The 21,470-nt window shown below is 70.1% G+C and carries 17 protein-coding genes; 5 read left to right on the forward strand and 12 right to left on the reverse strand.

The genetic code is table 11. The annotated features are described in order from the left end of the window. Positions 1 to 196: 196 nt before the first annotated feature. Genes ACFUCU_RS14875 through ACFUCU_RS14885 form a run of 3 tightly spaced genes read right to left on the reverse strand, consistent with a single transcriptional unit; the run spans position 197 to position 3,438 of the window. Positions 197 to 1,297 (reverse strand): polyprenyl synthetase family protein, encoded by a 1,101-nt coding sequence (locus ACFUCU_RS14875; RefSeq protein WP_377973265.1) that lies wholly within the window; start codon positions 1,295 to 1,297, stop codon positions 197 to 199. Then, complete coding sequence (locus ACFUCU_RS14880) at positions 1,294 to 2,634, reverse strand: geranylgeranyl reductase family protein (protein ID WP_377973266.1); 1,341 nt, start codon at positions 2,632 to 2,634, stop codon at positions 1,294 to 1,296. Before ACFUCU_RS14880 ends, ACFUCU_RS14875 begins: the two co-directional genes overlap by 4 nt. Before the next feature lie 12 nt (positions 2,635 to 2,646). Then, positions 2,647 to 3,438, reverse strand: coding sequence for a demethylmenaquinone methyltransferase (locus tag ACFUCU_RS14885; RefSeq protein WP_364133627.1), 792 nt, complete (start codon positions 3,436 to 3,438; stop codon positions 2,647 to 2,649). A gap of 86 nt (positions 3,439 to 3,524) precedes the next feature. On the opposite strand from ACFUCU_RS14885, the gene ACFUCU_RS14890 reads away from it, so the two are divergent. The 4 genes from ACFUCU_RS14890 (at position 3,525) to ACFUCU_RS14905 (ending at position 7,862) form a co-directional block, all read left to right on the forward strand. Beyond that, positions 3,525 to 4,844 carry an isochorismate synthase MenF gene (locus ACFUCU_RS14890; RefSeq protein ID WP_377973267.1) on the forward strand — a complete coding sequence of 440 codons (1,320 nt, stop codon included), beginning with the start codon at positions 3,525 to 3,527 and terminating at the stop codon, positions 4,842 to 4,844. 296 nt (positions 4,845 to 5,140) lie between these two features. Next, the gene (locus tag ACFUCU_RS14895; RefSeq protein ID WP_290256058.1) at positions 5,141 to 6,097 is read left to right on the forward strand and encodes an ABC transporter substrate-binding protein; all 957 of its coding nucleotides are present in this window, start codon (positions 5,141 to 5,143) and stop codon (positions 6,095 to 6,097) included. A 26-nt stretch (positions 6,098 to 6,123) separates the two neighbouring features. After that, entirely contained in the window at positions 6,124 to 7,089 is a 966-nt protein-coding gene (locus ACFUCU_RS14900; RefSeq protein WP_364133635.1) for an amino acid ABC transporter permease, read from the forward strand. After that, positions 7,086 to 7,862: an amino acid ABC transporter ATP-binding protein gene (locus tag ACFUCU_RS14905; RefSeq protein ID WP_290256060.1), complete on the forward strand. Its 777-nt coding sequence runs from the start codon at positions 7,086 to 7,088 to the stop codon at positions 7,860 to 7,862. Before ACFUCU_RS14900 ends, ACFUCU_RS14905 begins: the two co-directional genes overlap by 4 nt. 86 nt (positions 7,863 to 7,948) lie before the next feature. On the opposite strand, the gene ACFUCU_RS14910 is transcribed toward ACFUCU_RS14905, so the two are convergent. The 5 genes from ACFUCU_RS14910 to ACFUCU_RS14930 all read right to left on the reverse strand — a co-directional run bounded on the left by ACFUCU_RS14910 (position 7,949) and on the right by ACFUCU_RS14930 (position 15,940). Then, the gene (locus tag ACFUCU_RS14910) at positions 7,949 to 8,914 is read right to left on the reverse strand and encodes a hypothetical protein (protein ID WP_377973268.1); all 966 of its coding nucleotides are present in this window, start codon (positions 8,912 to 8,914) and stop codon (positions 7,949 to 7,951) included. A 164-nt stretch (positions 8,915 to 9,078) separates the two neighbouring features. Next, positions 9,079 to 10,743: a 2-succinyl-5-enolpyruvyl-6-hydroxy-3-cyclohexene-1-carboxylic-acid synthase gene (gene menD, locus ACFUCU_RS14915; protein WP_377973314.1), complete on the reverse strand. Its 1,665-nt coding sequence runs from the start codon at positions 10,741 to 10,743 to the stop codon at positions 9,079 to 9,081. 38 nt (positions 10,744 to 10,781) lie between these two features. Beyond that, positions 10,782 to 12,527: an arginine--tRNA ligase gene (argS, locus tag ACFUCU_RS14920; RefSeq protein ID WP_377973269.1), complete on the reverse strand. Its 1,746-nt coding sequence runs from the start codon at positions 12,525 to 12,527 to the stop codon at positions 10,782 to 10,784. 179 nt (positions 12,528 to 12,706) lie between these two features. Next, positions 12,707 to 14,779: a PhoX family protein gene (locus ACFUCU_RS14925; RefSeq protein ID WP_377973270.1), complete on the reverse strand. Its 2,073-nt coding sequence runs from the start codon at positions 14,777 to 14,779 to the stop codon at positions 12,707 to 12,709. Between the two features lie 132 nt (positions 14,780 to 14,911). Next, a complete protein-coding gene (locus tag ACFUCU_RS14930) occupies positions 14,912 to 15,940 on the reverse strand; it encodes an o-succinylbenzoate synthase (protein WP_364133643.1) in 1,029 nt (342 codons plus the stop codon). A 97-nt stretch (positions 15,941 to 16,037) separates the two neighbouring features. On the opposite strand from ACFUCU_RS14930, the gene ACFUCU_RS14935 reads away from it, so the two are divergent. Beyond that, complete coding sequence (locus ACFUCU_RS14935) at positions 16,038 to 16,961, forward strand: phosphatase PAP2 family protein (RefSeq protein WP_377973271.1); 924 nt, start codon at positions 16,038 to 16,040, stop codon at positions 16,959 to 16,961. On the opposite strand, the gene ACFUCU_RS14940 is transcribed toward ACFUCU_RS14935, so the two are convergent. The 4 genes from ACFUCU_RS14940 to ACFUCU_RS14955 all read right to left on the reverse strand — a co-directional run bounded on the left by ACFUCU_RS14940 (position 16,955) and on the right by ACFUCU_RS14955 (position 21,455). Next, positions 16,955 to 18,169, reverse strand: a complete 1,215-nt coding sequence (locus ACFUCU_RS14940) for an MFS transporter (protein WP_377973272.1) — start codon at positions 18,167 to 18,169, stop codon at positions 16,955 to 16,957. The genes ACFUCU_RS14935 and ACFUCU_RS14940 overlap by 7 nt on opposite strands. Before the next feature lie 90 nt (positions 18,170 to 18,259). After that, positions 18,260 to 18,994, reverse strand: a complete 735-nt coding sequence (locus tag ACFUCU_RS14945; protein WP_364133653.1) for a GAF and ANTAR domain-containing protein — start codon at positions 18,992 to 18,994, stop codon at positions 18,260 to 18,262. Positions 18,995 to 19,010: 16 nt separating this feature from the next. Further along, a complete protein-coding gene (locus ACFUCU_RS14950; protein WP_377973273.1) occupies positions 19,011 to 20,498 on the reverse strand; it encodes a MinD/ParA family protein in 1,488 nt (495 codons plus the stop codon). 141 nt (positions 20,499 to 20,639) lie between these two features. Then, a complete protein-coding gene (locus ACFUCU_RS14955; protein ID WP_290256069.1) occupies positions 20,640 to 21,455 on the reverse strand; it encodes an MBL fold metallo-hydrolase in 816 nt (271 codons plus the stop codon). Positions 21,456 to 21,470 lie beyond the last annotated feature (15 nt).

A 21,470-nucleotide genomic window follows, 5' to 3' on the forward strand; every position in this document is an offset into this window, starting at 1 on the left:
ACAGAAACCCTAGACAACTTGACAGAGTTGTCATACGCTTGTTCACGGGTTCACTAAATGCCTCCGGTGAATCTGATGCGAACGGAGAAATGGCCCCGGTTCCGCACAACGGACGACTCGAACGTTGTGAGGACCGGGGCCATTCCGCGTCCAAAGGGATGCCGGCCCGGACAGGGGCCACGGCACCGCAAGGAACCTAGCTGCTGCGCTCCACCACGGCGTGCGCGAAGCTGGTCAGCGAATCCTTGACCACGCCCTCGGGAAGGGGCTCCAAGGCGGCGATCGCCTCGGCGGCCCACTCCCGCGCCACGGTCCAGGACTGGGCGGTGACAGGGTGCTCGCGCAGCCCGGCGACGGCGGCAGCCAGCGCCTCGTCGGAGCTCAGGTCCCCGTCGATCAGGGTCAGCAGGTCCACGGCGGACTGGTCGCCGTCGGCGGCTGCCTTCCGCAGCAGCAGCACCGGCAGGGTCGGCACGCCCTCGCGCAAGTCGGTGCCCGGGGACTTGCCGCTCTTGACCTTGACGCCGGTCACGTCGATGACGTCATCGGCCAGCTGGAAAGCCACGCCCACCTTCTCGCCGTATTCGACCAGGAGGGCCTCGTAGGACTCGTCGGCCCCGGAGAAGATCGCGCCAAGCTGGCCCGAGGCCGCCACGAGGGAGCCGGTCTTGTCCGCGATCACGGACAGGTAGTGCTCCACGGGATCCTCGTCCGGCCGCGGGCCGACGGTCTCGTGCAGCTGGCCGAGGCACAGCCGTTCGAAGGTGCGGGCCTGGATGCCCAGGGCCCGGGAGCCCAGCTCGGAGACCAGGATCGAGGCCCGGGCGAAGATCAGGTCCCCGGTGAGGACGGCCACGGAGTTGCCCCAGACCTCGTGGGCGGTGGGGGCCCCGCGGCGGAACGGCGCGGAGTCCATCACGTCGTCGTGGTACAGCGTGGCCAGGTGCGTCAGCTCGACGACGACGGCGGCCTGCACCACGGCGGGCCGCGAGGCGTCCCCCAGATGCGCGCACAGCAGGGTGAGCAGCGGCCGGATGCGCTTGCCGCCGGCCTCCACCAGGTGGCGGGAGGTGGCGTCGGCCAGCGGGTCGGAGTTGGCGATCGCCTCGCGCAGCTTCTTCTCCACGCGGGCGAGGTTGGTGGTGATCGCGGGACCCAGTTCGGCGTCGCCGGCGATCGCCGCAAACCCTGCCGGAAGCTGCAGCCCGGTGGCGATGGCGGTGGTGTTCAGGTCGGGCTCGGAGCCCTGCAGGCCGTGCCCGGCGTGCGTCCAGCTTTGGTCTGCGGAGTTGGTCACGGGTTAACCCTAACTTTTTGTTGCGGAAACCGCGGATTCGGGGCCGGAACGGTGCCGGTATTGGACGTCGCCGGGACCAGGGCCTCCAGGACCCGGATCATCCGGTCCTCGATGCCCCTGGCGGAGGGGTCGGTCAGGTTAGCCATCAGCCGGACCACGAACTTCATCAGCAGCGGCAGCGGCATGCCGGTCCGCAGCGCCAGCTTCATGACCGCCGGCTTGCCGATCACGGCGGCGAAGGCACGGCCCAGGGTGAAGTGCGAGCCCCACTGGTCACGGACGTAGCCGGCGTACCCGGACAGGTGCGCGTCGGCGTCGTTCCGGTCCCAGCCGGCCGCCGCGGACCGGGAGGCGGTGTCGATCAGGTATTCGGCGGCGAAGCGGGCGGACTCCATCGCGTAGGAGATGCCCTCGCCGTTGAACGGGGAGACCATGCCGCCGGCGTCACCGAGCAGTAGCAGGCCGGGAGCGTAGTGCGGGGTGCGGTTGAAGCCCATGGGCAACGCAGCACCGCGGATTTCACCCTCCTGGTTCTCCGGGGTGAAGCCCCACTCCGGCGGCATCCCGGCGGTCCACTCGCGCAGGACCTGCTTGTAGTCCAGTTTCCCGAATTCCTTGGAGGAGTTCAGGATGCCGAGGCCCACGTTGGAGGTGCCATCGCCGACGCCGAAGATCCAGCCGTAGCCGGGCAGCAGCTTGCCGTCGGCGCCGGGCAGTTCCAGCCAGCCCTCCATCCAGTCGTCCTCGTGGCGGGGGCTGGTGAAGTAGGTGCGCACGGCGACGCCGAGGGGGCGGTCGTCGCGTTTAGGCAGCCCCAGGGACACGGCGGTGCGGGTGGAGTTGCCGTCGGCGGCGAGCACGACGTCGGCGGTGAAGTCCCGGGTCTCCCCCGTCTTCCGGCCGGCGTCATCGAGCAGCGCGGCACGGACGCCCGTGACGCGACCGTCATCGTCGCGGAGCGCTTCGGTGACGCTGTGGCGTTCGAACACGACGGCGCCCGCGGACTGGGCGTGCCGGGCGAGCTCCTCGTCGAAGCCCAACCGGGTCCGGATCAGGCCGTACTGCGGGAAGTCGGAGACCTCGGGCCAGGGCAGTTCGATGGTGCGGCCGCCCGCGATCAGCCGCAGGCCCTTGTTCCGCCGCCAGCCCTCGGTTTCGGGGTGCGGCAGGCCGAGCTTCTGGATTTCCCGCACCGCGCGGGGCGTGAGGCCGTCGCCGCAGACCTTCTCGCGCGGGAAGCTGGTCTTCTCCAGCACCGTAACCTCGAGGCCGGCCTGCGCCAGGTAGTACGCGGCGGTGGATCCGGCGGGACCCGCGCCGACGATCAGTACTTTCACGGCATCGCCGGGCTAGCGCCCGGGCCGGGCGATGTTGCGCCGCAGCTTCGCGACCGGGCCGGTGTGGTTGGCCAGGGCCTGCGCACCGGCGGCGGGGCCGTCCGCCGGACCGGCCGGCTTCTGCGCCCGGTGCACGGCAACGATGCCGCCACTGAGGTTGCGGTAGCTGACGGACTCCCAGCCTGCTTCCTGCAGCCAGGCGGCCAGGTGGTCCTGATCCGGCCAGGCGCGGATGGATTCGGCGAGGTAGACGTAGGCGTCCGGGTTGGAGGAGACCTTGACGGCGATCGCAGGCAGCGCGCGCATCAGGTACTCGGTGTACATGGTTCGCCAGAGCGGCACCACGGGCTGGGAGAACTCGGCGATGACCAGCCGGCCGCCGGGCTTGGTGACCCTGAGCATCTCGGCGAGGGCCTTCTTGGGCTCGTTGACGTTGCGCAGGCCGAAGGAGATGGTGCTCGCGTCGAAGGTGTTGTCGGCGAACGGCAGCCGGGTGGCGTCGCCGGCGATGAAGTCGATGTCCGGGCGGCGGCGTTTGCCCACCTTCAGCATGCCCAGGGAGAAGTCGCAGGCGACGACGTCGACGCCGGCGTCCGCGTACGGCTCGCTGGAGGTGCCGGTTCCCGCGGCCAGGTCCAGCACCCGCTGGCCGGCCTTCACATCCATGGCCTCGACGACGATCCGGCGCCAGCGCCGGGTCTGTCCCATCGACAGCACATCGTTGACGACGTCGTATTTAGGCGCGACGTCATCAAACATCGTGGCTACTTCGTCCGGACGCTTATCCAAGGATGCTCGGTTCACCCCGTCATTGTCTCAAAACTTCCACCCTCCCCCTAACCGCCGGACCGGGCAGAGGTCGGGACACGCGGGAGTAGTGTTGTCTCATCATGACGAGCGCGCCCGGCACCAGACACATCAGGACCCTGACAGTCCCCCTCGATGCTGATTCGTTCCCCGGGGGGCTGCCGTCATTTCTGTTCCGTGACGACGTGCTCTGCTGGACCCGCCGCGAGGCCGGACTGGTGGGCTTCGGCGAGGTGGACCGGTTCACGGCCACGGGCCCGGAGCGGTTCCTGGAGGCCGACATCTGGTGGCGCCACCTGGTCCTTGAGGCCGACGTTACCGACGCGGTGGAGTGCCCCGGCACCGGCCCGGTGGCCTTCGGATCCTTTGCCTTCTCCAAGGTTTCCGCGCACGAATCCCGGCTGATCATCCCCGAGGTCGTGGTGGGGCTGCGCGACGGGACGGCCTGGCTGACCCAGATCACCGCCGACGACGTCGAACTCACCGAAGCAGGCGCGCGCGCCGCCCTGAACCGCTGGCTGGACACCGCTCCGGAGCAGGAGCCGCAGGGCGACCGCGAGGCCAAGCTCAGCACCGGGGCGCTCAGCGAGACGGACTGGATGACCGCCGTCGCCGCCGGTGTCGCCGAAATCCGCACCGGCGCCCTGGAGAAGCTGGTGCTGGCCCGGGACATCGTGGCCACCCTGCCCGACGGCGTGCACGCGGCCGCCATACTCCGCGAACTGGCCGTCCGGTACCGCGAGTGCTGGACCTACGGCGTGGACGGACTGGTGGGCTCCACCCCGGAGATGCTGATCCAGGTGGAGGGCCGCACGGCCCAGGCCCGCGTTCTCGCAGGGACCCTGGACCGGCGGGACGCCGACGGTGTCGAGGGCAGCCCGCTGGACTTCGCCGAGCGGGTCCTGGCCGGGTCCGAGAAGCAGCGCCACGAGCACGACATCGCCATTGCGTCGCTGACCACCCAGTTGGCGCCGTTCTCCGAGGCCATGAACGCCCACAGCGAGCCCTTCATCCTCGAACTGCCCAACGTCTGGCACCTCGCCTCCGACGTGAAGGCCGAGCTGACCGAGGTGGAGGGCCACGTCCCCACTTGCCTGGCGCTGATCAATGCCCTGCACCCCACCGCGGCCGTCTGCGGCACCCCCACCACGGTGGCCGGGGCGCTCATCCGCAAGCTCGAGCACCTGGACCGCGGCCCGTACGCCGGTCCGGTGGGCTGGCTGGACGCGGCCGGCAACGGCGAGTGGGGCATCGCCCTGCGCGGCGCGGTGGTCGAGGGCCCGGACACGGTCCGGCTCTACGCCGGCTGCGGCGTGGTCGAGGGTTCGGTTCCGGAGATGGAGCTGGCCGAGACCTGGGCGAAGTTCCGGCCGATGCTGGAATCCCTCGGCATCGAGAGCTGAGCCCCGGTTCTTCAAGCGCACACGGGCGTAGCCGCTGGCGGCGGGAAGCCGGCACACCGGCGCCGTGCAGGGGAGGCCGGCGCACCGCCGTCGTATCCCTGGCTCACCAGGCGACCGTCCGCCGCGACACCGGAATCCGGGATTCCAGACATCTGCCCGGCGGTAATGGTTGCAAAAGCGTTCACTATAGTTATCCAATAGTGAAACTTAGTTTTCTGTGACGTACATCTCTTGTTCGGCGATACACTATGAACCGATTTAGTTCCCGGCTCCCCTGCAACAAAAGGTAAGAAAAAATGCAGATCTCCCGTTCGCTCCTGAGCGCCTCCACGCTCAAGGCCGCCACCGTCCTTGCCGTCGGTGCTCTGGCACTGTCCGCCTGCACCAACGCCTCCGAGACCGGGTCCGGCGCCGGCAGCCCCGCAGCCTCCGGCGCGACGAAGGCCAGCTTCGACCCCACGACCGTGCAGAAGGACGATTCCCTGGCCGCCATGGTCCCCGCGGCCATCAAGTCCAAGGGCACCCTGACCATCGGCGCCGACACCAGCTACGCCCCGGCCGAATTCCTCGGCCCGGACGGCCAGACCCCGGTGGGCTACGACGTCGACATCGCCAAGGCGATCGGCGCGACCCTGGGCCTCAAGGTCCAGGTCCAGACCGCGGAATTCACCGGCATCCTCCCGGCGCTCGGCCCGAAGTACGACCTGGGCATCTCCTCCTTCACCATCAACAAGGAGCGCCTCGGCGCGGTGAACATGGTCAGCTACTTCAACGCCGGCACCGCCTGGGCAGTGAAGAAGGGCAACCCGAAGAGCTTCTCGCTCGATGACGTCTGCGGCAAGGCCATCGGCGTCCAGACCGGCACCGTGCAGGAAGACCCGGACCTCGCCGACCGCAACAAGAAGTGCACCGCCGAGGGCAAGAAGCCGATCGAAATCGTGACGCTGAAGAACCAGACCGACGTCACCACCCGCCTGGTCAACGGCAGCATCGACGCGATGGCCGCCGATTCCCCGATCATCGGCTACGCCCTCACCCAGACCAACGGCCAGCTCGAGAAGCTCGGCGACGTCTACGACGCCGCTCCGCAGGGCATCGCCGTCGCCAAGTCGGACACGGCCCTCGCGGACCTCGTCCAGAAGACCATGACCAAGCTGATCGCTGACGGGTCCTACAAGAAGATCCTCGAGGGCTGGGGCAACGCCGAAGGCGCCATCACCAAGTCCGAGCTCAACCCGGCGGCGTCGTCTTGAGCCTAACCGGCCACTCGGATGCTGCAATGAAGGACCGGAATGAGGAAGCACCGGTACTGAACAAGTCGGTACCGGTGCGCCACCCCGGCCGCTGGATCAGCGCCATCATCATCGGTGGCGCCCTGATCCTGCTGCTGCAGAGCCTCGTGACCAACCCCAACTTCCGCTGGGACGTCGTCGCCACCTACATCCTGGACGTCAAGGTGGTCCAGGGCGTGGGCTGGACCCTGCTCCTGACCGTCACCTCGATGGTCCTGGCGATCGTTCTGGCCATCCTGTTGGCGGTCATGCGGCAGTCCGACAACCCGGTGCTGCGCTACACCAGCTGGCTCTGGGTCTGGTTCTTCCGCGGCACCCCGGTCTACACCCAGCTGGTGTTCTGGGGCCTGGTCACCGTTCTCTACCCGGCCATCACCCTGGGCATCCCGTTCGGTCCGGAGCTGTTCAGCTACGCGCTCTCGGATCCCAGCAAGGGCCTGATCCCCGCAATACTGGGCCTGGGCTTGAACGAGTCCGCGTACCTGGCCGAGATCTTCCGGGCCGGCCTGAAGTCCGTGGACCGGGGCCAGACCGAGGCCGCCGAGGCGCTCGGCATGTCCAAGGGCAAGATCATGTGGCGGATCATCCTGCCGCAGGCCATGCGGATCATCGTCCCGCCCACGGGCAACGAGACCATCGGCATGCTCAAGACCACGTCCCTGGTCCTGGCCGTGCCGTTCACCCTGGACCTGACCTTCGCCACCAACGCCCTGGCCAACCGGATCTACCTGCCGATCCCGCTGCTGATCGTCGCGGCGTTCTGGTACCTACTGGTCACCAGCATCCTGATGGTGGGCCAGCACTACCTTGAGGCGTACTACGGCAAGGGCGTGGACAACCTGGCACCCGCCGCGGTGAACCCCGCCGCCGCCAAGGCCGCCGCCGCCGGCACGCCCGGCGCCGACGCCCAGCGGTCACTGAAAACGGACTTCCCCGAGGAGAGTGCCCGATGACGGCCATCGCCGAGAAGCCACTGGTCGAAATCCAGGGGCTGCACAAGTACTACGGCCACCATCATGTGCTGCGCGGCATCGACCTGACCGTCAACCAGGGCGAGGTCTCCGTGGTGATCGGACCGTCCGGTTCCGGCAAGTCCACCATGCTCCGCTGCGTGAACCTGCTGGAAACCATCAGCGCCGGCAGGATCTCGGTCGGCGGATCGCTGATCGGCTACCGCGAGGTCAACGGCCGCTTGCACGATTTGAAGGCCAAGGAGATCGCCGCCCAGCGCCGCGAGATCGGCATGGTCTTCCAGCGCTTCAACCTGTTCCCACACAAGACGGCACTGCAGAACGTGATGGAGGCTCCGGTCCAGGTCAAGGGCCAGCCGAAGGACGTCGCCAAGAAGCGGGCACTGGAGCTGCTGGACCGCGTCGGCCTGGCCGACCGCTCCGGGCACTACCCCTCGCAGCTTTCCGGCGGGCAGCAGCAGCGTGTGGCGATCGCCCGGGCGCTGGCCATGGATCCGGAGCTGATGCTCTTCGACGAGCCCACCTCGGCGCTGGACCCCGAGCTGGTGGGCGACGTGCTGAACGTGATGAAGGACCTCGCCAAGTCCGGCATGACCATGATCGTGGTGACCCACGAGATCGGGTTTGCCCGGGAGGTCGGTGACCGGCTGACGTTCATGGACGGCGGCGTCGTCGTCGAATCCGGCGACCCGCGCGAGGTGCTGTCCAACCCGCAGCACGCCCGCACCAAGGAGTTCCTGAGCCGGGTGCTCTAGGGTCCGGATCTCTTCCTGTCGACGCGCAAATGCCCTGTCGCTGCCGGTATTCCGGTAGCAGCAGGGCATCTGCGCGTCGTAGGGACTTATTCGGGTCGCCGACGGGCGGACCGGGCACGACGGCGGGGAACGCCTGCCGCCGACAGCGCACTCTCCAGCCGCGCGGGTGACATCAGGTCCTGCCAGACCCACCGCACCACGGAGAAACCGGCGGCCCGCATCCGGTCTTCCCTCCGTTTCTCGTCGACCACGGCCTGCGATGCTGTGCGGCCCTTCAAATATTCAGGCTTCATGTACTTCACGACCCCGTCGAACTCCCCCGCAACCCGGCCCTCGGCCCAGAAGTAGTCTGAGAAGCCCACCCGCCCCGCGCGGTCCCGGATCTCGTACTGCAGCGCCGGAGCCTCGAAGCCGGCAGCCCACATCAGGGCCCGCCCATAGGACTCCCCCGCCGAACCGGACCTCGGATCTCCGAACTCAACGGCAGCCCGGATCCGTTGGGCCGCGGCGGCTGTGTAGTTCCCTTCGACGGCGGCAAGCAGTTCTTCCTTCGAAACCGGCGCCAGCCCGCGGGTGGTGTCCGCCTTCAGGATGTGGTCTACGGGCACAACCGCCTGGGTGAACGGGGTGTAGGCCGCAAGATCCAGAACGGTTCGGATCCGCCCCGTCACCAGCAGCCCTTCCCGTTCGACGACGTCGAGGCCGGCGAAGCGCGCGTAGTGCCGCTTCACCCCGGCGCGGGACCGTCCGCCGTCGTTCTTCAGCGTCAAGGCGTATATTGGCCGCCCGTAGCCGATCGTGGGAATGCCCCAGACGGACGCTGCCGAGTGCCGGGCAAACACGGTAGGTGCCACGAAGGTCTCCGCCGCCGCACTCACGCCCAGCCGGTACTTCTCCCAGTCGGACAGGGCCGCCCATGCTGGTCCGTCGACGTACACGCCGTGCCTGATCCGTGTGAGGGCACCTGCCCGGCAGCGCGCGGCCAGTTGCTTAGGGGTCAGTCCAAGCTGCAGATGTTCACGGGCCAGAATCAATCTGGGGAGTTCGCTCATGATCCGAGGGTGACTCGTAAGTGCCGCTCGTGGTTTCCGGGGTAGGCACTATGTGGACAGTTCGCAGCGGCCCGGTCCCATCGACCCGCAAAATACCCTGCGCACAGGGTATTCCGCGGGCGCAGGGTCATTTGCGCGTCGCCAGGCAGGCGGGCGGCGCGGAGCTACCCGCCGAGGGTGCCGGCGACGGCGGCGGCCACCGCCGTGCGGATGCTGCCGTGCAGGGCCCGCAGGCGCCGCCGGTCGGTCCGGACCTCGATGATGCTGCGGTCCTCCACCGGTTCGGCCAGGGCCGCGGCGAGCTCCGCCGTCGTGGTCACGGCCCGGTGCGGCACGCCGTACGCCGCGGCGAGGGAGGACAGGTCAACGGTGTGCGGGGTGCCGAAGAGGCGTTCGACGGCGGTGCCGTAGCGGCCGGACTGGTCGATTCCGCCGTGTTCCAGCAGCCCGAAGATTGCGCCGCCGGCGTCGTTGAGGACCACGATCCGCAGCGCCGGGTCCTCCTCCCCCGCCCCGAGGAACAATCCCCCGGCGTCGTGCAGGAAGGTCACGTCGCCCAGCAGGACGGTGGTTTCCTGCCGCCCGCCGACGGCGACGCCGGTGGCGGTGGCCAGGGTGCCGTCGATCCCGGCGAGGCCGCGGTTGGCGAAGACGGTGGCCCGCGGTTCCTGCGGCGGGACACCGGCCAGGTCCACGTCGCGGATGCCGTTGGAGGAGCCCAGCACCAGCTGCCCGGAGGCGTGCTCCCAGACCTGGGCGCCGACGGCGGGACCGGTGGCCTCGGCAGTCCCGGCGAGAACGGAGTCCAGGGCGTGCTGTGCGGCGGCCCCGGCCAGCACCCAGGCGTCCAGCCAGGCGGCGGGTCCGCGGCCGGCGAACTCGGCCAGGTCCGCGAGGGTTTCCAACGGCAGCTCGGTCCGGCGGCCGGGTTCGTACCAGGCCACGGGCACCGGCTGGTAGAGGGCGGAGGGGACGTCGGCGCGGGCCAGCAACGCCGAGACCGGCCGGGACAGGGTGGGCCGGCCGAAGAGGACCACGCGTTCGATGGGCTGGGCCGCGTCCGGGCCGAAGTGTTCCAGCAGCAGCCGGTAGGGGCCAACGGCGTTGGGACCGAACCGGGCGTTGGAGGACGGTTCGGCCAGCAGCGGCAGTCCGTGGGCGCGGGCGAACGCCTCGGCGACGGGGCCGGCGTCGTGCCCGGCGAGGACCACGGTGCGCCGCTCCGGCAGGGCGGCGTCGGCGGCGGGGAAGTCCAGCGCGAGCGGGCTCCGCGGGGCGTGGTGGACCCGGCGGGCGGCGGGGTCGCCCATGCTTTCCCCCTCGGCGGGGACCAGTGGGTCCCGGAAGGCGAGGTTCAGCTGCACGGGGCCGGGCGGGATGTCCTCGAAGGCTCCGGTGGCGGCGCTGAGCGCGGTCTCCACCGCGCGGACCGGGTTGTCCCCGGCGGCCACGTCCACGGCGAAGCGGACGTGCTCGCCGAACAGGTCCGGCTGGATGGTGGTCTGGTTCGCGCCGGTGCCGCGCAGTTCGTCGGGCCGGTCGGCGGAGAGGACCACCAGTGGCACGGCGGCGTGGTTGGCCTCCATGACGGCCGGCAGCAGGTTCCCGACGGCGGTCCCTGAGGTGGTGAGGACGGCGGCGGGGGCGCCGGTGGCGAGGGCCAGGCCCAGGGCGGTGAAGCCGGCGTCGCGTTCGTCGATCCGGACCAGCAGTTCCACGCGGCCGGCGGTGTCCGCCTCGGCCAGCGCGTACGCCATCGGCGCGGACCGGGAGCCGGGGGCGACGACGACGTACCGGACGCCGGCCCCGAGCAGGGCGGCCACGGCCATCCGCGCGCTCTCGACGGCGCCCAGTCCCCCGCCCTGGCTCACATGTTCTCCGGCGTCTCGATGCCCAGCAGGTCCAGGCCCGCGCTCAGCCGGCGCAGCACCAGCCCGCAGAGGGCCAGCCGGGATTCCCGCACGCTGTCCTCGGCCTTGAGCACCGGGCACTGGTCGTAGAAGGAGGTGAACAGCTGCGCGAGCTCGAACAGGTAGGCGCAGAGCCGGTGCGGTTCGAGCAGCTCGGCGACCTTCCGCAGCGTGGCGTCGTACTCGAGCAGGTGCAGGGCCAGGGCGCGTTCGGCCGGCTCGACGACGGCGATGGTCGCCGCCGGCACGGTCACGGTCGCGGCCTCGTGCTGCTCCAGCGCCCCGGCCTTGCGGAGGATGGAGCGGATCCGGGCGGCGGCGTACTGGACGTAGGGGCCGGTGTTCCCGCTGAGGGCCAGCATCCGGTCGAAGTCGAAGACGTACTCGGTGTCGTGGCCGGTGGAGAGGTCGGCGTACTTGACCGCCCCGATGCCCACCTGACGGGCGGTGACGGCGCGCTCCTCATCGCTGAGCTCGGGCCGGTTGGCGTCGATGACGGCGCGGGCCCGGTCCACGGCTTCCTGCAGCAGCGCCATCAGCTTGACCGGGTTGCCGGCGCGGGACTTCAGAATCTTACCGTCCTCGCCCAGGACGTTGCCGATCTGGACGTGGGTGGCCTCGACGGTGTCCGGCAGCCAGCCGGCGTCGCGCGCGGTGGCCATGACCATGCGCAGGTGCACGTTCTGCGGGGCGCCGACGACGTAGAGCACCCGGTCCGCCTGCAGCTCACGGACGCGGTAGCGAATGGTGGCCAGGTCGGTGGTGCCGTAACCGTACCCGCCGTCCGACTTGCGGATGATCAGCGGCAGCGGATCGCCCTCGCGGCCGGTGAAGCCGGCCGGGAAGGTGCAGAGCGCCCCCTCGCTGATCCGGGCGATGCCGCGTTCCTCGAGCTCCTGGCACAGCTGTGCCAGATGCGCGTCGTAGGAGCTCTCGCCGGCGATGTGGTCGTCGGTGAGGCTGATGCCCAGCATGGCGTAGATGGCGTTGAAGTAGCGCTTGGACTGGGCCACCAGGCGCTCCCAGACGGCGAAAGTTTCCGGGTCCCCGCCCTGCAGGGCCACCACGCGCAGGCGTGCGCGGGTGGCGAAGCCGTCCGGTTCCTCGGTGGATGCGTCGAATTTGGCACGCGCGGCCTGGTAGAAGGCGCTGGGGTCATCGACCAGCAGGGCGGCTTCGGGGGAATCCTCGCCCACCTCCAGCCAGTGCTCGATCAGCATGCCGAACGGGGTGCCCCAGTCGCCGATGTGGTTCTGGCGGATCACGGTATGGCCGAGGGCCTCCATGACCCGGACCAGACTGTCGCCCACCACGGTGGTACGGAGGTGGCCGACGTGCATTTCCTTGGCGACGTTCGGGGAGGAGTAGTCGACGACGACGCGGTGCAGCGGGCCGTGCCCGTCGCCCCCGGCGGCCTGTGCGGTGGGGGCGTTGAGCAGCTCCTCGATCCAGGTTCCGTCGAAGGTGAGGTTAATGAAGCCGGGGCCGGAGATCTCGACCAGGCTGCAGACCCCGTCCAAGTCCAGCGCGTCGACGATCCGGGCGGCGGCGTCACGGGGCGGCAGCCCGACCTTGCGGGCCAGGGCCAGGGCGGCGTTGATCTGGATGTCCGCGAACTGCGAGGGGCGGATCACCGGGTCCGTTCCGCGGAACTCGTCGCCGAACGCGGTGGCAATCGCTGCCTGGACTCTGGGGACAACCATTTCGGCCGGATTATTCACACTGTTCAAATTATCAGTTCCGCCCCGCGCCAGACGCTCCCTCATATCCGGCCCTATCAGCTGCAACGCCCCCTCACATCCGGACCCGCGAGAGCCGGACGTGAGGGGGCGTCCACCGGAATAGAGCCGGACGTGAGGGAGCGTCGGCAGTGGCGGAGGGGCTAGTTGCCGCCGCGGAAGACCTGGACCACCGACGGGCGGGGAATCCGGGCCTGGCCGGGCTTCGGCGCTGCGCCGGCAGGCACGTAGTCGGGGAAGGCGGAGTGCTGGTTCGCGAAGGTGCCCTCCTCGCCCGGGTGCTGGACGGCGACGAAGACGCGGCGTTCGTCGTCGTGGATGACCGGCCCGCAGGTCTCGGCGTCCCGGGGCACCGCGAGGAATTGCTCCACCCGGCCGCGCTCGGGGCCGTCGAGGGTGACCTTGAACAGGCCGTCGGCGTAGCCGGTGCTGGAGGGGGCGCCGTCGGTGGAGATCCACAGGTTGCCGACCGAGTCGAAGGCCACGTTGTCCGGGCAGGAGATCGGTGAGACCTGGCTGGCCGGGAAGCCGGCGAAGTAAGCAGACGGGTTCCTGGCGGGATCACCGCAGACCATCAGCAGGTTCCACGTGAAGGTGGTCGAGGCCTGGTCCCCGGTCTCGGAGATCTCGACGATGTGCCCGTCCCGGTTGATGGCGCGGGGGTTGACCTCGGTGGGGCCTTCCTTGCCGGCCTTTCCGCGGTCCGTGTTGTTCGTGCAGACCACGTAGACCTTGCCGGTGTGCAGGCTGGGCTGGACATCCTCGCAGCGGTCCATCTTGGTGGGGCCCACCTTGTCCGCGGCGAGCCGGGTATAGACGAGGACCTCTTCCACGCTCATGCCGGGGACCTTGGACTGGCCGCCCACCACCAGCGGCAGCCATTCGCCGGCCCCGTCGAAGGCGCCGTCGGCCGGCAGGGCACCGGATCCGTCGATCTCCGCCGCGGGCGAGTCGCCGGAGAACCGGGCGACGTAGAGGTCGCCCTCGGTGAGCAGGGTCATGTTGTGCGCCCGGTCGCCCTCCCGGTAGGTGTCCCGGGAGACGAACTTGTACAGGTAGTCGAAGCGTTCGTCGTCGCCCATGTAGGCGACGACGTGGCCCGAGGCGGCGACGATGACGTTGGCCCCTTCGTGCTTGAAGCGGCCCATCGCGGAGTGCTTGCGCGGCGTCGACGTCGGGTCCAGCGGGTCCACCTCGACGATCCAGCCGAAGCGGTTGGCCTCGTTCCCGAACCCGGGGTTGCGGGTGTCGAAGCGCGGGTCGTCAAGCTCCCACTGGCGGGCCGTGGGCTTGTTGGTCAGGCCGTAGCGCTTGTCCGCCGCGGACGTTCCCGCGGTGACGAAGTAGCCGTTGAAGTTCTCCTCGCCGGAGAGGATGGTCCCCCACGGGGTGGTGCCGCCGGAGCAGTTGCCCAGGGTTCCCCTGATGGTCCGTCCGGCGGGGTCGGCGGCGGTGCGGACCAGGGCGGAGCCGGCGGCCGGTCCGGTCAATGTGTACGCCGTGTCGGTCAGGAAGCGGCGGTTCCGGGGCGCGCCCTTGACGTAGGTCCACGGTTTCGTGGTGTTCTGGCGCTCGAGTTCGACGACGGTGAGGCCGTGGGCGGCGCGGCCGATCGCGCGGGCCTCGGCGGGGTCGAAACCGGCGGGGAGCATGATGTTTTCGTTGGTGTACTCGTGGTTGGTGAAGAGCACGGCCCGGCGGTTCTTGGCGTCGATGGGCAGGATGTCCGTGTAGTCGTTGTTATAGCCAAACTGGCGGGCCTGCGCCGCGGCGCTTTGGTGGTCCACTTCGAAGTCCGGCGCGTCGGCGAAGAGCGGATCACCCCACCGGATCACCGGCTGCCAGGTGAAACCGTCTGGGACGGTGAGGGCATCGACTGCGACGTCCACCGGGGCGATGGCGGTGAATTGGAGTTTCGAGGGGCCGAAGCCTGCCTTCGCGGCGCCGGCCAGACTGGCACCCTTGCCCTCCGTGCCGGTGAGGGCGGCGTTGCCGAAGACGACGGCGAGCGCGCCGGCGGCCCCGAGCCCGAGGGCGGAGCGGCGGGACAGGGTGGCGGAGGCGATGTCGCGGAAGTAGGCGTTGGAGCTGGTGTTGCAGACTTCGCCGGAGCACGCGTTGTCGCACTTCAGGGCGCAGGTGACGGGGCTTCGCTTGCCCTTGGTGTGGCCGAGCATCGGCAGCAGCGGGAAGGGGCGTCCGGGACGTTCAGGCATGGCGGACCTTTCGAGAGGGTGGGGTGCGGTACCGCCCACCCTGTCACCGGGACGCGACGTCCCGGCGGCCCGGCAGTGAAATTCCGGTGAACTTCCCCAATGAAACCTGGGAGCCTACCGAATGCTGGGAGCCTACCGGGCGCGGGTCAATTCCCCGTGCACCCGGCGGACGCGGGCCAGCCACCAGTCGCGGCGCTCCGGGGACGCCGCGTGCTCCTCCAGCAGGGCCGGGTCGGCGGCCACGTCGCGGAGGGCGATCGCGCCGTCGTCGGGCACCAGGGAGTCCCGGGCGACGTCGGCGGCCAGCAGCGACACGGTGCCCAGGCCGCACGCGTAGGGAAGCTCAGGGAGGCTGGCGGCGAGCGCCAGGCCCGCGCGGATGCCTACGGAGGTGTCAAGGGCGGAGCTGACGACGGCGGGGAGTCCCGCGGCGGCGACGATCTCGAGGGCGCGGCGCACTCCCCCGAGCGGGGCCACCTTCACCACGATCAGGTCCGCGGCACCGGCCCGGGCAACCTTGAGCGGATCCTCTTCCTTCCGCACGCTCTCGTCGGCGGCGATCGGCACCGGCACGCCCGCGGCCCCGAGCCGGCGGCGCACCTCGGCGAGGCCGGCGATATCCGGGACGGGCTGCTCGGCGTACTCGAGGCCGACGCCGGCGAGCCGGGTCAAGGCGGCCACCGCGGAATCGACGTCCCAGCCGCCGTTGGCGTCGACCCGGACCGCGGCCTCCGGCAGGGCGGCCCGCACCGCCGCGACCCGGGCGGCGTCGTCCTCGAGCGTCTGCCCGGCCTCCGCTACCTTGATCTTGACGGCGTCCACGCGGCCGAAGCGGGCCAGGATCTCCGGGACCCGCGCCGCGGAGATGGCCGGGACCGTGGCATTGACCGGGATGCTGGTCCGCAGCGGCTCCGGGAAGCCGTGCCAGCCGGCTTCGATGGCGGCCGCGAGCCAGCGGGAGGACTCGGCGTCGCCGTACTCCGGGAACGGGGAGAACTCGGCCCAGCCGGCCGGGCCGTTGAACAGCAAGGCCTCACGGGTGGTGATCCCCCGGAACTTCACCCGCATGGGCAGGCTGACCACCCGGGCCGCGGCGAGGAGTTCGTCGAACCCGCCGGGGTTGAGCGGGAGCGGGGCGGGGTCCGGGGCGCTGGTGGGCATGGCTGTACTCTACCGGCGGCCACCACCCCGGGCCGTGCGTCACCGGGCACCTCCGCCCCTCGGCCCAGCGGAGTCAAAGGGTTCTGTGGGAACCTGTATGACGATGAGTTTTCGGTACAGGAGCACCAGCCACGCGCTGACGGCTGCCCTCTTTGTCGTCGGCACGCTCGGTTGCGCGGTGGCCCTGGCGGCCACCTATCTGTTCTTCGTGCGCACCACCACCGGGCAGTTCATTGACGAGTCCGCCCTCGTGGAGGCGGTGCAGCTCTATGGCACCGCCGGAAAGGCGGCCACCCAGTTTCTGGACTGGCTGCCCGCGCTCTCCCTGCTGATCGCCACGCTGGTGGTCCTGGTGGTCACCGTGGTGAAGCGGCGCTGGGCGGCCGCGGGAATCGCCGTCGCCGCCGCCGTGGGCGCGAACCTGACCACCCAGCTGATCAAGAATCTGGTGCCGGACCGGCCCTACCGCGGGATCGAGACGCTGGAGCTAAATTCGCTGCCGTCCGGGCACACCACGCTGGCCGCGTCCGCCGCGGCCGCGGTGTTCCTGATGTCCTCGCCGCGGTGGCGGCCGCTGGCCGGGTTCCTCGGCGGCACCTTCGCCGTCGCCACCGGGGTCTCGACGCTGATCAACCAGTGGCACCGCCCGGCCGATGTCGTGGCCGCCTTCCTGGTGGTGGGCATGTTCACCCTGCCGGCCGGGTGGCTGGTCATGCGCACCGGCCCGCGGTGGAACGGCTGGGAGGGGTACAACCGGCACTGGGCCTCGGTCCGGCTGTGGGTGGCGCTGCCGGTGCTCGCCGGGCTGGCCTCGGCTGTGGTGGCGGCGTACTCGCTGTTGAAGATCGCGCCCGGCCCGGGCCAGGAAGGCAGCACCACCAACTACTTCTGGGCCGGCACGGCGCTGATCGTCATCACCGGGTACCTCGCCACGGTGGCGGGCGTGTGGCTCTTCGGCCACGCCGCGCTCCGGCTGCGGCCGCGCCATCAGGGCACGCCGGGACGGCGGCCCGTTCAGTAGTTCCGGCGGTGCTTCAGCCGGGGAATGGTGATGGCGAAGACGATGGCGGCGGCGAAGCCCAGCACGCCCGTGGACGCCACGCCGGCGCCGAGTGACGCCAGGGCAGTGACGCCGGAGAGCAGCACGGGGCCGCCGGTGGACCCGGCGTCGGCCAGGAACCGCCAGATCCCCAGAAACTGTCCGCGGCCGTTGTCGGGCGAGAAGTCGGCGCCCAGGGTCATATTCAGCCCGGAACTGATGCCGTTGCCGAAGCCGATCAGCAGCGAGGCCAGCAGCAACCCGACGAACCCGGCGCTCAGGGGGATCAGCAGCATCGCGGTGCCCATGATGAGCGTGGACGGGATGGCCACCCACTGCCGGCCCTTGCGGTCCATGAGCTTGCCGGCCGGGTAGAACACCAGCATGTCGATCGCGCCGGAGATGCCGTAGATCAGCGACGCCTGGGTCGCATCGAGGCCCAGATGCTCGGACCAGAGCGGGATCACCACCTGCCGGGAGGCCCGCAGCGCGCTGAGCAGCAGCACACCGATGCCCACGGTGAGGAAGACGCCGGCGTGCGAGGCCGCGACGCTGCGCATGGTGGCCGCCTGCACGGGGGCGCCGTCGACGTCCGCGGCAGGGGTTTCGAGATCGGGGATGGTCAGTGACAGGGCTGCCGCGGCGGCCATGCCTACGACGCCGGCCCAGTACGCGGCGGGGATGCCGCCGAACTGCATGACGGCGGCACCAATGAACGGGCCGATGAAGATGCCGATCCGGTTCACGCCGCCCAGGCTCGACAGGGCGCGGGCGCGGAGGACCACCGGGACGGCCTCGGTGAGGTACTTCTGCCGGGCCAGGCTGAAGACGCTCGCCGCCATCCCGACCACCACCATCGACGCGGCCAGCAGCCAGAGTCCGTGCGGCGCGAACGGGGCCAGGGCGGCCCCGACGAGGGCGACGGCGCTGGCGGCAGCGGCGCCGACGATCGCCCAGCGTTCGCCGAAGCGGAGGGTGATCACAGACGCCGGCAGGTTGAAGAACCAGGAGCCCAACCCGATCAGCGTGACGATCAGCGCGGCGACGGCCACGGAGGCGCCGAGGTCGCGGGCGGAGAGGGCCACCACCGGCAAGATCGCCCCCTCGCCAAAGCTGAACAGCAGGGCCGGCCCGAACGCGGGAACGGCGATGCTGCGGAGGCTGAAGGGGGCGGTCTCTGTGCTGGTCATCCCCTTCATCCTAGGTCCGGGGCACCGGCCGGGAGGGTGTCCGGCGGTGTGTGACATCCGCCATGGAAGGTGTCCGGGCCCTCGGGCGCTTTACCCGTCGAAGTGGGTGTGGACCTCGTGGGAGGTGACGCTGCCGAGAATGTCCGCGGCGACCACCCGCAGTTTCTGGTTGCGGTTGCTGGAGACGCTGGTGAGGATCCGCATCGCCTCGTCCTGGGAGCAGCGGTTCTGCGCCATCACCACGCCGCAGGCCAAGTCGATGGTGGTGCGGTGTTCCATGGCGGCCTGCAGGTCCTCGGCCCGGCCCTGGGCGGTGCCGATCCGGACGGCCAGCCGCAGCGCCCGGCCGGCGATGTCGGCCAGCCCGGCGGCCTCGGAGACCACCTCGGTGGTGAAGACGCCGGTGGCGGGGGCGAAGAAGTTCAGGGCGGCGGTGGAGTCATCGCCGATTTCGAGCGGGACGCCCAGGCTGCTGCGGCAGCCGTGGGCTGCCAACTGCTTCTGGTACTCCGGCCAGCGCGGGTCCGTCACGACGTCTGCCAGCAGGATGACCTTCTTGGTCCGCAGCGCCTCGATGCAGGGTCCGTCGCCCAGGCTTTGCTCGATCTGGTCGAGGGCGACGGCGGTGCTGCTGGAGCCGGCCACGGTCATGGTTTTCCGGCGCCGCTGCAGCGTGACGCCGCATTCGATGTCGGTGCCAGCGAAGTGGGTCAGCGTCGACGCGGCGAATTCCGAGAGGCCGTCCAGGAAGTCCTCGACGGTTTCGGTTCCTGCAACAAGCTCCTGCAGGTGGGCGGTGGCGTCGTCCCCGACGTAGTTGCTCATGGCCTAAATGTAGCGGCTAAACGTACCCGTCCACGATTGCGGCCGCAATCTCCCGGTAGGCACGGCGGGTCTCGGGGCGCAGCGCGTCCAGGGTAACCAGGTCGCCGTCGGCCACGCCGCGGTCGTGCGGAACCGCGATCAGCTGCCGGCAGATGCCGGAGAGGTGGTCCTCGATGGCGTCCTTATCCACGCGGGAGGACACCTCGTCCTTGTCCGTGATGACCACGACGGCGTTGCGCGCCAGGTCCTCGTAGCCGTGGTCGGCAAGCCAGTGCAGGGTGCTGCGGGCCCGCTTGGCGCCGCTGACCGCGTAGCCGGCGGCGATGATGAGGTTGTCCGCGGACTGCAGGATCCCGCTCATGGCGTTATGGGTGACACCGGTGCCGCAGTCCGTGAGGGCCACGGAGTAGTAGCCGGAGATCAGCTTGCGGATGCGCAGGTATTCCTCGGCGGTGAGCGAATCGGAAACTTCCGGGTCCTGCTCGCCGGCGATCAGGTGCAGCCGGCCGGCGTGGTGCATGTAGCGGGCCAGGGCGGTCAGCGAATCGATCGAGTCGACGTTGCGGAGCAGGTCGCTGATGGTCCGCGGGGTCTGCTGCTGGTAGATCCCCTCGCCCAGCGCCCGTTCCACCAGGTCGCCGGAGTCCGGGTTGGCGTCGATGGCGCAGGGCGGATCGCCCCTGTATTCGGCCAGCGTCAGCCCGACGCCCACGGTGGTGGAGGTCTTACCGATGCCACCCTTGAGGCTCAGCACGGCGGTGTTGTAGCTGCCCTGCAGCTGGCGGGAGATGCGGCGGGCAAGCTCGTCCTCCTCGCGCTGCTTGGCGCTGGGGCCCAGGTTCAGGCTGCCGCCGGTGAGCTTGTACAGCGCGCCACGGACACCGCCGACGGGCCGGGGCTTCTGTTCGCGGACGAACAGGCCCGGGGAACTGATGAAGTCCGGGGCGGGCTCGCTCAAGGCCGCGGCGCGCAACCCGGCGCGCGTGGCCCGTGCGGGCGGCGGCGGGACGGTGCCGGATTCGCTGGCGGGCTCGGCGGGCCGGAATTCGTCCGCCTCGTCCAGCTCTGCCGGTTCCACGGCCGGGGCTGCCGACGACGGCGGCGCGACGGGCTGGCGGGGCGTGGCAGGTTGCTGGGCGGGCTGTTCGGGTGCGAGCCGCCGGAAGGACGGCTGGGCGGCGTCCGGCTGCTGGGCGGGCTGTTCCGGGGCGGGCCGCTGGGCGGCCGGGACCTGCCGGATCACGGGGTTGGTGCCGGTGGCGGGGTTGCCGAAGCGCTCGTCGGCGGCTTCGGCGGCCTGGGCCCAGGAGCTGCTCCGGACCGGCGCCGGGCGGGCCGGCGCGGTCGCGTCGTCGGAGGCGCGGGGGTTGATGACCGGCATGGTTCCTGTCCGGGCAGCGAAGTCGTCGTTATCGCCGCGACGAAGGTCGCGGCGGCGCCGGAGTTCAGGCTGTCCTGAGTTTTCAGCAGTGGCAGCTGAGTTGTCTTCCACCGGTTCGGGCATAAGTTGGTTTCTCCCCCAGGACCCGCAGCGGTGACCGTTGCGGCGCGTGTTGGAACTTCTTTCAAGGACCCAGTCTAGGTGCAGTAGTGCGCACCCTTATCTTCTGTCACTGCAGGACGGCCCAAACCGGCGCCGCGGAGGCTAGTGGTGGGCGCGGGTTTCCTGCAGCCGGCGGATGAACCAGCGCGACTGTTCGGGGCCGTAGGGCAGGATCGGGATGGCCTTGGTGGCGTCGTTGGGAGTCTCCCGGGTGGCCTGGGTAGCCTGCCGCACCGCGGTGCTCATGGTGTTCGCCATGGTCTTCACGAACTGGTCGCTGCAGGGTTCCCCGTGGCCCGGGATCAGGAACTCGTAGCGGTGCCGCAGGGCCGAGATGTGCCGCAGAGCGTCCGCCCATTCCTCGGGGTAGGAGTCCTCGAAGGACGGGTGGGCGCCCTGTTCCACCAGGTCGCCCGCGAAGAGGGTGGTGGACGTGCCCACCAGCAGGTCGCCGTCGGTGTGGCCGCGGCCCAGGAAGAACAGGGTGGCGCTTTGGCCGCCCAGATCCACCAGAACGGGCTGGTCCTTCACGATCGCGTTCGGCACCACCAGTTCCACGGCGCCGCCCTCGGCGGCCGCCATCTCCGGTTCGGCGGCCGCGACGAGCCGGCGCTGGGCGTCCCCGTTCTCCTCGATCTCGGCCGCGCAGTTCTCGTGCGCCCAGAACTCGGTCACGCCGTCGTCCGCGAACACGGCGTTGCCGAAGAAGTGGTCGTAGTGGGCGTGCGTGTTGACCACCACCAGCGGCAGGTCCGTCTTTTCACGGACGGCGTCCAGGATTTCACGGCCCTGCCGGGGCCCGCCGCCGGTATCGATCACCATGGCACGTTCGGTGCCCACAATCAGACCCGTGTTGAGCAGCGATCCTTCGGTGGTCAGAACGTAGTTGTCCTGGCCGACTTCGAGCCATCGTGACATGAAATCTCCGTAGTC

It is taken from the genome of Arthrobacter sp. NPDC057259, from assembly GCF_042668995.1.
Taxonomy (GTDB): Bacteria; Actinomycetota; Actinomycetes; order Actinomycetales; family Micrococcaceae; genus Arthrobacter.

Excerpts from the sequence above, each read along its gene's own strand:
- ACFUCU_RS14950 (WP_377973273.1), bottom strand. The coding sequence starts at position 20,498 with ATGCCCGAACCGGTGGAAGACAACTCAGCTGCCACTGCTGAAAACTCA.
- argS (WP_377973269.1), bottom strand. The coding sequence starts at position 12,527 with ATGGTTGTCCCCAGAGTCCAGGCAGCGATTGCCACCGCGTTCGGCGAC.
- ACFUCU_RS14945 (WP_364133653.1), bottom strand. The coding sequence starts at position 18,994 with ATGAGCAACTACGTCGGGGACGACGCCACCGCCCACCTGCAGGAGCTT.
- ACFUCU_RS14925 (WP_377973270.1), bottom strand. The coding sequence starts at position 14,779 with ATGCCTGAACGTCCCGGACGCCCCTTCCCGCTGCTGCCGATGCTCGGC.
- ACFUCU_RS14900 (WP_364133635.1), top strand. The coding sequence starts at position 6,124 with ATGAAGGACCGGAATGAGGAAGCACCGGTACTGAACAAGTCGGTACCG.
- ACFUCU_RS14905 (WP_290256060.1), top strand. The coding sequence starts at position 7,086 with ATGACGGCCATCGCCGAGAAGCCACTGGTCGAAATCCAGGGGCTGCAC.
- ACFUCU_RS14890 (WP_377973267.1), top strand. The coding sequence starts at position 3,525 with ATGACGAGCGCGCCCGGCACCAGACACATCAGGACCCTGACAGTCCCC.
- ACFUCU_RS14940 (WP_377973272.1), bottom strand. The coding sequence starts at position 18,169 with ATGACCAGCACAGAGACCGCCCCCTTCAGCCTCCGCAGCATCGCCGTT.
- ACFUCU_RS14910 (WP_377973268.1), bottom strand. The coding sequence starts at position 8,914 with ATGAGCGAACTCCCCAGATTGATTCTGGCCCGTGAACATCTGCAGCTT.
- menD (WP_377973314.1), bottom strand. The coding sequence starts at position 10,743 with ATGGCCGTGGCCGCCCTGCTCGGGGCCGGCGTCCGGTACGTCGTCGTC.
- ACFUCU_RS14955 (WP_290256069.1), bottom strand. The coding sequence starts at position 21,455 with ATGTCACGATGGCTCGAAGTCGGCCAGGACAACTACGTTCTGACCACC.
- ACFUCU_RS14895 (WP_290256058.1), top strand. The coding sequence starts at position 5,141 with ATGCAGATCTCCCGTTCGCTCCTGAGCGCCTCCACGCTCAAGGCCGCC.
- ACFUCU_RS14935 (WP_377973271.1), top strand. The coding sequence starts at position 16,038 with ATGACGATGAGTTTTCGGTACAGGAGCACCAGCCACGCGCTGACGGCT.
- ACFUCU_RS14930 (WP_364133643.1), bottom strand. The coding sequence starts at position 15,940 with ATGCCCACCAGCGCCCCGGACCCCGCCCCGCTCCCGCTCAACCCCGGC.